This window comes from Pseudomonas rustica (assembly GCF_049959085.1).
Lineage (GTDB): Bacteria > Pseudomonadota > Gammaproteobacteria > Pseudomonadales > Pseudomonadaceae > Aquipseudomonas > Aquipseudomonas rustica.
Window position 1 is genome coordinate 1,424,492 of sequence record NZ_CP188200.1, and the last position, 12,579, is coordinate 1,437,070.

Annotated in this window: 10 protein-coding genes; 7 read left to right on the forward strand and 3 right to left on the reverse strand. The window is 58.9% G+C overall.

The features are described 5' to 3' along the window. Positions 1-54: 54 nt before the first annotated feature. Both ACP3TY_RS06730 and ACP3TY_RS06735 read left to right on the forward strand, forming a co-directional pair. Positions 55-543: an SRPBCC family protein gene (locus ACP3TY_RS06730; protein ID WP_212545619.1), complete on the forward strand. Its 489-nt coding sequence runs from the start codon at positions 55-57 to the stop codon at positions 541-543. Further along, a complete protein-coding gene (locus ACP3TY_RS06735) occupies positions 530-1,345 on the forward strand; it encodes an aminoglycoside phosphotransferase family protein (protein WP_426619548.1) in 816 nt (271 codons plus the stop codon). Before ACP3TY_RS06730 ends, ACP3TY_RS06735 begins: the two co-directional genes overlap by 14 nt. Positions 1,346-1,663: 318 nt before the next feature. On the opposite strand, the gene acnA is transcribed toward ACP3TY_RS06735, so the two are convergent. Then, positions 1,664-4,405, reverse strand: a complete 2,742-nt coding sequence (acnA, locus tag ACP3TY_RS06740; RefSeq protein ID WP_426619549.1) for an aconitate hydratase AcnA — start codon at positions 4,403-4,405, stop codon at positions 1,664-1,666. A gap of 221 nt (positions 4,406-4,626) precedes the next feature. Between acnA and rlmM the strand changes: the two genes are divergently transcribed. Both rlmM and tusA read left to right on the forward strand, forming a co-directional pair. Beyond that, positions 4,627-5,700 (forward strand): 23S rRNA (cytidine(2498)-2'-O)-methyltransferase RlmM, encoded by a 1,074-nt coding sequence (rlmM, locus tag ACP3TY_RS06745; protein ID WP_400754630.1) that lies wholly within the window; start codon positions 4,627-4,629, stop codon positions 5,698-5,700. A gap of 169 nt (positions 5,701-5,869) precedes the next feature. Beyond that, positions 5,870-6,121: a sulfurtransferase TusA gene (tusA, locus tag ACP3TY_RS06750; RefSeq protein WP_025111044.1), complete on the forward strand. Its 252-nt coding sequence runs from the start codon at positions 5,870-5,872 to the stop codon at positions 6,119-6,121. 133 nt (positions 6,122-6,254) lie between these two features. Here tusA and ACP3TY_RS06755 read toward each other — a convergent pair whose 3' ends face one another. Beyond that, positions 6,255-7,664, reverse strand: coding sequence for an MATE family efflux transporter (locus ACP3TY_RS06755; RefSeq protein WP_212551172.1), 1,410 nt, complete (start codon positions 7,662-7,664; stop codon positions 6,255-6,257). 207 nt (positions 7,665-7,871) lie between these two features. Between ACP3TY_RS06755 and pdxB the strand changes: the two genes are divergently transcribed. After that, positions 7,872-9,017 (forward strand): 4-phosphoerythronate dehydrogenase PdxB, encoded by a 1,146-nt coding sequence (gene pdxB / locus ACP3TY_RS06760; protein ID WP_426619550.1) that lies wholly within the window; start codon positions 7,872-7,874, stop codon positions 9,015-9,017. A gap of 171 nt (positions 9,018-9,188) precedes the next feature. On the opposite strand, the gene ACP3TY_RS06765 is transcribed toward pdxB, so the two are convergent. After that, on the reverse strand, positions 9,189-9,368 hold the full coding sequence (locus ACP3TY_RS06765) for a PA1571 family protein (RefSeq protein ID WP_426619551.1): 180 nt from the start codon (positions 9,366-9,368) through the stop codon (positions 9,189-9,191). Between the two features lie 258 nt (positions 9,369-9,626). Here ACP3TY_RS06765 and ACP3TY_RS06770 point away from each other — a divergent pair, with 258 nt between their 5' ends. Together ACP3TY_RS06770 and ACP3TY_RS06775 are read left to right on the forward strand one after the other, a co-directional pair. Then, on the forward strand, positions 9,627-11,411 hold the full coding sequence (locus ACP3TY_RS06770; RefSeq protein WP_426619552.1) for an ABC transporter transmembrane domain-containing protein: 1,785 nt from the start codon (positions 9,627-9,629) through the stop codon (positions 11,409-11,411). A gap of 57 nt (positions 11,412-11,468) precedes the next feature. Further along, complete coding sequence (locus ACP3TY_RS06775) at positions 11,469-12,497, forward strand: Fic family protein (protein WP_426619553.1); 1,029 nt, start codon at positions 11,469-11,471, stop codon at positions 12,495-12,497. The last annotated feature ends 82 nt before the right edge of the window (positions 12,498-12,579 follow it).

The window sequence follows — 12,579 nt, forward strand, 5'->3', positions numbered from 1 at the left end:
TTCACATTGGACATGTGGTCATACAAGCCTAGTGTTCAGAACAGGAGGTGACGTATGAAACCAGTACCCAATAGTTTCGAACGCAAGATTTCGCTGAAGGCGCCGCGTTCTCATGTCTGGCGTGCATTGGTCGACGCCGAGGCGTTTGGCCAGTGGTTTGGCGTGGCGCTGGAGGGCAGGCGGTTTATTGCCGGTGAATGGACGCAAGGGCAGGTCACGTATCCGGGTTATGAACACGTGTTGTGGAATGTGCTGATCGAGCGGGTCGAGCCGCAGCAGTTGTTCTCGTTTCGCTGGCACCCGTATGCGGTGAATCCGAAGATCGACTATTCCCAGGAGCCGACCACATTGGTCAGGTTCGAGCTGCAGGATTACGAGGACGGCACACTGCTCAAGGTTTCCGAGTCAGGTTTCGCGCATATCCCCGATATTCGCCAGAAAGAGGCTTATTTCATGGACAGCCGCGGCTGGGAGGAGCAACTGAGCCGACTGGAACAGTTCCTGACCGAAAGTGCCAAGGCCCGAGCGCGTGACGGTGGCTGATATTTTTCAACCGTGGCTGCAGCGTTGGTCATTGGTACCGGACGGCGAGCCGATCATTACTCTCGGCAGCCGTTTGCTGCCGGTGCGCCACGGCGATACCCCAGCGATGCTCAAAGTGGCGATGGATGCCGATGAAAAAATCGGGAACCATCTGATGTCCTGGTGGGACGGCAATGGCGCCGCGCAGGTGCTGGTGCATCACGAGGAAGGCTTGCTGATGGAGCGGGCCATGGGCCGGTGTTCGCTGATGCACATGGCACTGACTGGCGAGGACGACGAGGCCAGCCGGATTCTGTGTGCGGCGCTGGCGCGGCTGCATGCACCGCGCGCGACGCCACCGCCACCGTTGGTGGAGCTGGGGCCGTGGTTTGCTTCGCTGCGAATCGCTGCGGCCCAGCATGGCGGTCTCTACGGCTTAAGCCTGGAAACGGCAGAAACATTGCTCGCCAACCCGCAAGACGTGGTGGTGTTGCACGGCGACATGCATCACGACAATGTGCTGGATTTCGGTGAGCGTGGCTGGTTGGCCATCGACCCGAAGCGGGTCACGGGCGAGCGCGGTTTTGACTACGCCAATTTGATCTGCAATCCCGATCTGCCCTCAGCCACCAATCCCCAACGTTTCCGCCGACAGCTTGAGGTGATAACCGACGCCGCCGGGCTGGATCGCCAAAGACTGCTGCAATGGGTGCTGGCGTTCGCCGGATTATCCGCCGCATGGTTTTTGGAAGATGACGCACTCGAGCAGGCCTCAGGGCAGCTGAAAGTTGCGCAGATTGCCGCTTCCATTCTCGACGCCTGACACGTCTAAGGGTTTTCGGAAGGGTCGCTATGGCGAATGTCCTACACGCGATGGTAGCTATGTCGACTATTGCCGATTGGATCCCACGGTTAATCTAGCCACATCAACTGAGACACAGGGAGTGTTTCAGGATCACGGATGATCGACCATTTGCAAGGATCGCTGCCGACAGGGAGTCGATAATGGTCTTGGGAAAAACCCGCTTCGGCGGGTTTTTTTTTGCCCTGTAGGAGCTGCCGCCGGCTGCGATCTTTTGATCTTGATTTAAAAAAGATCAAAAGATCGCAGCCTGCGGCAGCTCGTACATGGGTTTCAGCGTTATGAGGCGATGAGTTGGCGCAGGACGTAATGCAGGATCCCTCCTGATTTGAAGTACTCCACCTCATTCAACGTATCGATCCGGCACAGCACTTCAATCTTCTCCTGACGCCCATCCTCCCGCGTAATCACCAACGGCAAATTCATCCGCGGTGTCAGTTCAACCCCGGTCAAACCCTTGATCTCAAACGTCTCCTTGCCCGTCAGATTCAGGCTCTTGCGGTTCTGATCAAGCTTGAACTGCAGCGGCAACACGCCCATACCCACCAGATTGGAACGGTGAATCCGTTCAAAACTCTCGGCAATCACCGCTTTCACGCCCAGCAGATTCGTACCCTTGGCCGCCCAGTCACGACTTGAACCGGTGCCATATTCCTGCCCGGCAATTACCACCAGCGGCGTGCCCGAAGCCTGATATTTCATGGCCGCGTCGTAAATCGCCAGTTTCTCGCCGGTCGGAATGTAGATGGTGTTGCCACCTTCTTCACCGCCAAGCATTTCGTTACGAATACGGATGTTGGCGAAGGTGCCGCGCATCATCACTTCGTGATTGCCGCGCCGTGAGCCGTAGGAGTTGAAGTCTCGCGGTTCCACGCCTTTCTCGCGCAGATATTCGCCGGCGGGACTGTCAGCCTTGATGTTGCCGGCGGGGGAGATGTGGTCGGTGGTCACCGAGTCGCCGAGCAAGGCCAGAACGCGAGCGCCTTTGACGTCTTTGATTTCCGGCAACGGCCCGGAAATGTCGTCGAAGAACGGTGGATGCTGTATGTAAGTCGAATCGTCCTGCCAGACATAGGTGGCGGCTTGCGGCACCTCGATGGCTTGCCATTGCTCATCACCGGCGAACACCTCGGCGTATTCCTTGTGAAACATCGCGGTGTTGACCTGGCTGACCGCGTCGGCAATTTCTTTGCTGCTTGGCCAGATATCGCGCAAGTACACCGGATTGCCTTGCTTGTCCTCGCCCAGCGGTTCGCTGCTGATGTCGCTGCGCACGCTGCCGGCCAAGGCATAGGCGACCACCAGCGGCGGCGAGGCCAGCCAGTTGGTTTTCACCAACGGATGCACACGACCTTCAAAGTTGCGATTGCCGGACAGCACCGAGGCAACGGTGAGATCGGCTTTCTGGATAGCTTTTTCAATCGGCTCGGGCAACGGCCCGGAGTTGCCGATGCAGGTGGTGCAGCCGTAGCCGACCAGCGAAAACCCGAGCTGGTCGAGGTATTGCGTCAGCCCGGCAGCCTTGTAGTAGTCGGTAACCACTTTCGAGCCCGGCGCCAGCGAACTCTTCACCCATGGCTTGCGGGTCAGGCCTTTTTCCACGGCTTTTTTCGCCAGCAGACCGGCCGCCATCATCACGCTCGGGTTGGAGGTGTTGGTGCAGGAGGTAATTGCCGCGATCACCACGGCACCGTTTTTCAGACGATAGGTGTGGCCTTCGTATTCATATTCGGTTTCGCCGACCAGATCGGCATTGCCCACCGCCACGCCACCACCGCCCTCACTTTCCAGGCGTCCTTCATCTTTACTGGTGGGTTTGAATTGCAGATCGATGAAGTCGCTGAAGGCTTGCGGCACATTGGGCAGCGACACGCGATCCTGCGGACGTTTCGGCCCGGCCAGACTCGCTTCGACGCTGCCCATGTCCAGCGCCAGGCTATCGGTGAACACCGGTTCCTGACCGGCCAGGCGCCACAGGCCTTGGGCCTTGGTGTAGGCCTCGACCAGTTTCACCGTTTCTGGCGGCCGACCCGACAGGCGCAGGTATTCCAGCGTCACGTCGTCGACCGGGAAGAAACCGCACGTCGCGCCGTATTCCGGGGCCATGTTGGCGATAGTTGCGCGATCAGCCAGTGGCAGATCGGCGAGGCCGTCACCGTAGAACTCGACGAATTTGCCCACCACGCCTTTCTTGCGCAGCATCTGCGTGACCGTCAGCACCAGGTCGGTGGCGGTGATGCCTTCCTTGAGTTTGCCGGTGAGCTTGAAACCGATCACTTCCGGAATCAGCATCGACACCGGTTGCCCGAGCATCGCCGCTTCCGCCTCGATCCCGCCGACGCCCCAGCCGAGTACGCCGAGGCCGTTGATCATGGTGGTGTGGGAGTCGGTGCCGACCAGGGTGTCGGGGAAGGCATAGGTGCGGCCGTCTTCATCCTTTGTCCACACGGTGCGGCCGAGGTATTCAAGGTTGACCTGGTGGCAGATGCCGGTGCCCGGCGGGACTACGCTGAAATTGTCGAAGGCACTCTGGCCCCAGCGCAGAAAGGCGTAACGCTCGCCGTTGCGCTGCATTTCGATATCGACGTTCTGCTCGAACGCGCTGGGCGTGGCGAATTTGTCGACCATCACCGAGTGGTCGATCACCAGATCCACCGGTGACAGCGGGTTTATCCGCTGCGGGTCGCCGCCAGCCTTGGCCATCGCCGCACGCATGGCGGCAAGGTCGACCACGGCGGGAACTCCGGTAAAGTCTTGCATCAATACGCGGGCAGGGCGGTACTGGATTTCCCGATCGGAGCGACGCTCCTTGAGCCACGCGGCAATCGCCTTGAGGTCGGCGCCGGTGACAGTTTTTTCATCTTCCCAGCGCAGCAGGTTTTCCAGCAGGACTTTCAACGACATCGGTAGCTTGTCCAGATCGCCCAGGCTTTTGGCGGCATCCGGCAGGCTGAAATAGTGGTAGGTCTTTTGGTCAATCTGCAGTGTTTTGAGGGTCTTCAGACTATCGAGGGACGGCATTACGATCACTCCTTTGAATCCGCACGGCTACGGATTGAGGGGACGGGCAGAGCTATCAACGTAGCCCTGTTTTCATTAGCTGGCTAATAACTGGACTCTATGGGCAAGTCCAAGGTTCCGACATCGGCTATCATGCGCCGGTTTTCGTGACAGGCTTTGCTTCAACGCAAGGCTTGAGCATCGCGCAGGGGCCAATCATCGCCCGCTGCCCAGGAGTAAGAATGAACACCCTATTCATGCATTGCCGGCCAGGCTTCGAAGGCGAAGTCTGTTCGGAAATTTCCGACCTCGCCGCCCAGCTCAACGTGGCCGGTTACGCCAAGGCCAAAGCGGCCACTGCCTGCGCCGAGTTTGTCTGCACCGAAGAAGACGGTGCCGAGCGCCTGATGCGCGGCCAGCGTTTCGCCGAGCTGATCTTCCCGCGCCAATGGGCGCGCGGCGTATTTATCGATCTGCCGGAAACCGACCGCATCAGCGTGATCCTTGCGCACATGGCCGATTTCCCGGTGTGCGGCAGCCTGTGGCTGGAAGTCGTCGACACCAACGATGGCAAGGAACTGTCGAACTTCTGCAAAAAATTCGAAGGCCCGCTGCGTAAAGCGCTGACCGGCGCCGGCAAACTGGTCGACGACGCGAGCAAGCCGCGCCTGTTGCTGACCTTCAAAAGTGGCCGAGAAGTGTTTCTGGGTATGGCGGACGCTGGCAACTCGGCGATGTGGCCAATGGGCATTCCGCGCCTGAAGTTTCCGCGCGAGGCACCAAGCCGTTCGACGTTGAAGCTGGAAGAAGCCTGGCACCACTTTATCCCGCGTGATCAGTGGGAAGATCGTCTGCACAGTGACATGACCGGCGTCGACCTTGGCGCAGCGCCGGGCGGCTGGACCTGGCAACTGGTCAATCGCGGCATGCTGGTGACGGCGATCGACAACGGTCCGATGGCGGAAAGCCTGATGGACACCGGTCTGGTGCAGCATTTGATGGCCGACGGTTTCACCTTCAAGCCCAAGCAACCGGTGGACTGGATGGTCTGCGACATCGTCGAAAAGCCTGCGCGTAACGCAGCGATGCTCGAAGAGTGGATCGGCGAGGGGCATTGCCGCGAGGCGGTGGTCAACCTGAAGCTGCCGATGAAGCAGCGTTATGCCGAAGTGAAGCGTTTGCTTGAGCGCATCGCCGATGGCTTCAAAGCGCGCGGGATCAAGGTCGATATCGGTTGCAAACAGCTGTACCACGACCGCGAAGAAGTGACCTGCCACCTGCGCCGTCACGACATCAAGAAACCAAAGTCCCGCTGATTCTCCCTGTAGGAGCTGCCGAAGGCTGCGATCTTTTGATCTTGTTTTTGAAGATCCAGATCAAAAGATCGCAGCCTTCGGCAGCTCCTACATAGGGTGCGGTTTAAAGCTATAGATGACCGAACACCCGGCATTGCGCGACAATGCCGGCCAGTTTCAGGAGTAAATCATGAGTGAAATGATCGATACCCCGGTCGACGGCACCCTCGACGCCACCGGCCTTAACTGCCCGGAACCGGTAATGATGTTGCACCAGCACATCCGTGACCTGGTGCCCGGCGGCCTGCTCAAGGTGATTGCCACCGATCCGTCGACCCGTCGCGACATCCCCAAGTTCTGCGTGTTTCTCGACCATGAACTGGTCGGCCAACACGAAGAGGCCGGCACGTATCTGTACTGGATTCGCAAGAAACACGCGTGATTCAGGCTTGCACAAAACGAACTGTGGGAGCGAGCCTGCTCGCGAAAGCGGTATATCAGTCACTATGGATGGCCACTGATACAACGCATTCGCGAGCAGGCTCGCTCCCACATTTTTTGTCTCGAGTCAGGCCTTAGCCTGCCGAACGACTGATCCGAATACGCTTGCGCGCACTGCGCGTCAGGCGGATCGACAACATCAACGCCGCGCAGCTCAGGCCGACGATCAAACCCTGCCACAAACCACTCGGGCCACGTGGCTCGCCGAGCCAGTCGGTCAGGCCGAGGGCGTAACCCACCGGCAAACCAATGCCCCAATACGCAAACAGCGTCAGAATCATCGTCACCCGAGTGTCCTGATAACCGCGCAGCGCGCCGGCGGCTGTAACCTGAATCGCATCGGAAAACTGGAACAGCGCTGAGTACACAATCAGCATCGCCGCGATGTGAATCACCGTCGGGTCGGCGGTGTAGATCGCCGCAATTGGCTCGCGCAGTAACAGCATCATGCTCGCCGACAGGCAGGCGTAGGCCAGCGCCGTGCCCATGCCGACGCCAGCAGCAAAACGCGCTTCACGCGGCTCTTCACGGCCCAATGCCTGACCGACCCGTACAGTCACGGCCATGCCCAGCGAATACGGAATCATGAACACCAGCGAGCTGACGTTCAGCGCAATCTGATGCCCGGCCACCACCGTGGCGCCGAGGCTGCCGATCAACAGAGCGATCACCGCAAAGATGCTCGATTCGGCGAACACCGCAATGCCAATCGGCAAACCAATCGCCAGTAAACGCTTGATCACCGCCCACTGCGGCCAGTCGAAACGGCTGAACAGTTCGCTCGAACGATAGGCCGGCGCCCAGCGCTCATAACCGGCCAGACCCAGCGCCATCACCCACATTACGATTGCCGTCGCCCAGCCGCAGCCGACGCCGCCCATCGCTGGCACGCCGAAGTGGCCATAGATGAAGATGTAGTTCAGCGGAATATTCAGCGCCAGACCGCACAGACCCAGCACCATCGCCGGGCGGGTTCGGCCGATGCCGTCACTGGTGCAACGCAGCACGTGATAAAACGCCACGGCCGGCAAACCACTGGCGATGCCGTGCAGGTATTGCATGCACGGGCCGATCAGCTCCGGGTCGACCTTCATCAGGTGCAGCACCGGTTCGGCGGCCACCAGCATCGCAGTCGCGATCAGGCCAACCACCAACGCCAGCCACAACGCCTGACGCACGATCGGGCCGATCTCGCTGTGCTTGCCGGCGCCGTAGCGCTGGGCGACTTTCGGCGTGGTGGCGAGCAGGGTGCCGGTCATTAACAGAAACACCGGCACCCAGATCGAGTTGCCCAGTGCCACTGCCGCCAGATCCTTGGGCCCGACGCGCCCGGCCATCACCGCATCGACGAAGCCCATGGCCGTGGTCGCCAGCTGCGCTATGATGATCGGCAGCGCGAGGGCGAGCAGGTTCTTGAACTCCAGACGAATCCGCGCGGGGCGGGTCAGGGAGACGGCGACAGGTTGGTCAGTTACAGAATTCACAGGCAAAGCGTCCACAAAGGTTGATGCGCAAGGCGCCGCATTCTACGCCGCTGACGTTACAGTCAGGAAAAATCCTCTGTTGCGGATTTGTAATCGGGTAGGAGCTGCCGCAGTCTGCGATCTTTAGGTTTTTAAGATCACCATCAAAAGATCGCAGCCTGCGGCAGCTCCTACAGTTAAACTGCCGATCCGCCCAAGGAGCCCGCCATGCTGATTGTTGCCGACGAAAATATCCCGCTGCTCGATGCCTTTTTTGCCGGTTTCGGCGAAATCCGCCGGGTGCCGGGCCGTTCCATTGACCGTGCGACGGTCGAGCAGGCCGATGTGTTGCTGGTGCGTTCGGTGACCAACGTCAACCGTGCGCTGCTTGAAGGCAGCAAAGTGCGTTTTGTCGGCACTTGCACCATCGGCACCGATCATCTGGATCTGGAGTATTTCAACGAGGCCGGTATCACCTGGTCGAGCGCACCTGGCTGCAATGCCCGGGGCGTGGTCGACTATGTGCTCGGCAGCCTGATGACCCTCGCCGAAATCGAGGGTGTCGATCTGACTAAACGCACTTACGGGGTGATCGGCGCCGGTGAGGTTGGCGGTCGCCTGATCAATGTCCTCAAGGGCTTGGGCTGGAGCGTCAAAGTCTGCGATCCGCCGCGTCAGGCAGCAGAGGGCGGCGATTACGTCAGCCTCGAACAGATCATCGAGCAGTGCGACGTGATCAGCCTGCACACTCCGTTGACCCGCAGCGGTGACGGCGCGACCTGGCATCTGTTCGATCAGCAGCGTTTGCAGCAACTCAAACCCGGTGCCTGGCTGATCAACGCCGCGCGCGGCCCGGTCGTGGATAACGCGGCCCTGCGCGAAGTGCTGCTGGAACGTGAAGACCTGCAAGCAGTGCTGGATGTCTGGGAGGCCGAGCCGCAAGTCGATGTCGCGCTGGCCGAACTCTGCGTGCTGGCAACACCGCACATTGCCGGTTACAGCCTTGATGGCAAACAGCGCGGCACCGCACAGATCTATCAGGCGTACTGCGAGTTCATCGGCCAGCCTGCGAACATTCAGCTCAGCGACTTGCTGCCGGCACCGTGGCTGTCGGAAGTTTCCCTGCACGCTGACAGCGATCCGGCGTGGGCGCTGGCGATGTTATGCCGTGGCGTGTACGACCCGCGCCGCGATGATGCGGATTTCCGCCGCAGTCTTGTAGGCAGCGTCGCTGAGCAGCGTGCGGCGTTTGATGTGTTGCGCAAACAGTATCCGGTGCGGCGCGAGATTGAAGGGCTGAAAGTGCGGATTGAAGGGGCGTCGCCAGTGTTGCGGCAGATTGTGGCGGCGCTGGGTGCAATCGCAATCCCGTAACCTGCCATAACCCCTGTAGGAGCTGCCGAAGGCTGCGATCTTTTGATCTTGCTTGTAATAAACAACATCAAAAGATCGCAGCCTTCGGCAGCTCCTACACGGTCCGTCGGCGAATCCCAGCCAGAAAAAACCCGGCCAAAATGGGGCCGGGTCAGGAAGACGGTGGCTATATCACTCTTGTTCGGCAGGCTTGACCAATCGCTTCTCCAGTTCGCTGCACGCTTGCTGGATCATGTCTTCAGTGATCGGTACTTCACGCCCATCCTTATCAATAATCGAGCAACCCAGAGGTCGGCCGGGCTTGGTGCGGATCACTTCAATCTTGTCATCGCTGCTGTGTTGCAAGGACATGGCCTGTCTCCTCATCAGGTTATTCGCCAAGGTTAAAACTGCCACGTGACCGGGCTGTTACAACGCCCTGCGGTCTGTCGGCGGCGGCATCTCCACTCAAACAGAAATGACCGCTCGTCTCAACCCGAACTTTAGACCAATAGCCTCTAGGCTCTAGTCGTCACGGGCATATTTAACCTGACTCATTGTGATTTACAGAGTTCCACCCCATTTCAATGACTAGGCTGGCCCTATTCATCTGCGCAGATGTGAACCCGAATGATCTCGATGCTTTCCTCCCGACACCGGCGCGCCCTGCGTCTGACCAGCCATTTTCTCCTGCCCTATCGTTGGCAGGCCTTTGGCGCGCTGCTCGCATTGATCGTCACCGCCGGCATTACCTTGTCGATGGGGCAGGGCATCAAGCTGCTGGTCGATCAGGGTTTCATGACCCAGTCGCCGCATTTGCTCAACCAGTCGATTGGCCTGTTCATGCTGTTGGTCGTCGGACTGGCGATCGGCACCTTTGCCCGGTTTTATTGGGTGTCGTGGATTGGTGAGCGGGTTGTCGCGGACATTCGTCGACAGGTGTTCAACCACTTGGTGTACCTGCATCCGGGGTTTTACGAAGACAACCGCAGCTCGGAAATCCAGTCGCGCCTTACCGCAGACACGACATTGCTGCAGTCGGTGATCGGTTCGTCGCTGTCGCTGTTTCTGCGCAATCTGCTGATGGTCATTGGCGGAGTTGTGCTGCTGTTCATCACCAACCCCAAACTCACCAGCATTGTGGTGATCGCGCTGCCGCTTGTAGTCGCGCCGATCCTGATTTTCGGCCGCCGTGTGCGCAATCTGTCGCGCCAGAGTCAGGATCGCATTGCCGACATTGGCAGTTACGTCTCCGAAACCCTTGGCCAGATTAAAACCGTGCAGGCCTACAACCATCAGGTGCGGGACGAGCATCGCTTTGCCTCGACGGTCGAGCAGGCTTTTGAAACCGCGCGTAAACGCATCTTCCAGCGTGCGTGGCTGATTACCCTGGTGATCGTGCTAGTGCTGGGCGCGGTCGCGGTGATGTTATGGGTCGGCGGCATGGACGTGATCGCCGGGCGCATTTCGGCGGGTGAACTGGCGGCGTTTGTGTTTTACAGCCTGATCGTCGGCAGTGCTTTCGGCACACTGAGCGAAGTGATCGGCGAGCTGCAACGCGCTGCCGGCGCTGCCGAACGCATCGCCGAACTGCTGCGCTCGGAAAATATCATCCAGCCGCCCACCTCCGGGTTGGTGACGTTGCCTGAGCGCGTGCGCGGCGAGCTGGAGCTGCGGGATGTGCGTTTTTCCTACCCGTCGCGTCCAGAAAGTTACGCCGTCGATGGCTTGAATCTGACCGTCCGCGCGGGCGAAACCCTGGCGCTGGTAGGGCCGTCCGGCGCCGGGAAATCCACGGTGTACGATTTGTTGCTGCGATTTTACGACCCGCGCGAAGGACAAATTCTCCTCGATGGCGTGCCCTTGACCCGCCTCGATCCTCTGGACCTGCGCCGCTGCTTCGCCCTCGTCTCGCAAACGCCCGCGCTGTTCTTTGGCAGCGTCGAGGAAAACATTCGTTATGGCTGCCCGACGGCCACGCTGGAGCAGGTCAAGGAAGCCGCGCGAATCGCCCATGCCCACGATTTCATCGAACAAATGCCTGACGGCTACCAAACCCACTTGGGCGACGGCGGCCTCGGCCTCTCCGGCGGCCAACGCCAACGTCTGGCCATCGCCCGGGCGCTGCTGGTGGACGCGCCAATCCTGCTGCTTGACGAAGCCACCAGCGCCCTCGACGCGCAAAGCGAACACTTGATCCAGCAAGCCTTGCCGAGCCTGATGCACAACCGCACGACGCTGGTGATTGCGCACCGTTTGGCCACAGTGAAAAACGCCGACCGGATCGCCGTGATGGATCAGGGCAAATTGGTCGCGGTGGGGACACATCAGGAATTGATTGCCAGTAATCCACTGTATGCACGGCTGGCGGCGTTGCAGTTTAGTGATGGTCAGGAAACGTCTAAACAACACTGATGAACTACGCCCGTATCGGGCATTATGGCGACCTGTATGGAATGCCTGGATGAGGACATGAGTCGTTACCAACCGCCATTGACCCTGACCACTCGAATGATTGCTTTGATCGCTGACATCAGCGAGCAAATCGGTCAGCTTTCGGCTTTGGACGATGGCCTTCAGACCCCTCAACTGCGGCGTGGCAATCGGATCCGTTCGATTCAGGCTTCGTTGGCGATTGAAAACAACACGTTGAGTGTTGATCAGGTAACAGCCGTCCTCGACGGTCGTCGGGTGCTTGGATTACCCAAGGAAATCCAGGAAGTACGTAACGCTTTTACGGCCTATGAAGCTATGCCGCAGTGGCAGCCCGGTAACAGGGCTGACTTGCTTCGCGCGCATGAGCTATTGATGCATGGACTTATTGATGAATGCGGGCACTTTCGCCGAGCGGGTGTAGGCATTTATCGCGGTGATCAACTGGTTCATATGGCACCGCCGCCGAACCGGATATCGTCTTTGATGGATGATTTGCTGGCGTGGCTGCAGGGCTCTGACTGGCATCCGTTGATTATCAGTTGTGTCTTTCACTATGAATTCGAATTCATTCACCCCTTTGCCGATGGTAACGGGCGGATGGGGCGGCTTTGGCAAACCTCGATTCTCAGTCAGTGGCGACCGGTGCTGGCTTATTTGCAAGTTGAGGCGGTAATCAGAGATCAGCAAGATGCTTATTATGCAGCGTTGTCAGCGGCGGATCGGATGGCCGAATCGACACCCTTCGTCGAGTACATGCTTCAAGCCTTAAGTCTTGCGCTGCAAGAAGCAATCAGCAATGAGCCTTCTACCGACCAAGTAACCGACCAAGTAACCGACCAAGTAGCGATGTTGCTCGGCGTATTTGATGGGGCTGATCAACTGAGCGTAAACGAGCTCATGAGTAGCCTCGGGCTGGCTCACAAGGCAACCTTTCGCGCGAACTATCTCAAGCCCGCTCTGGCTATTAAATTGATTGAAATGACCGACCCCGATTCGCCCAGGAGCCCAGTACAAAAGTATCGCCTGACTGCACGGGGCAAAACGACAGCCCCCACATTCAGGTAGGAGCTGCCGCAGGCTGCGATCTTTTGATCTAAAAATGCCCGCATGAAAATGCGGGCATTTTATTTGGAGCAAGATCAAAAGA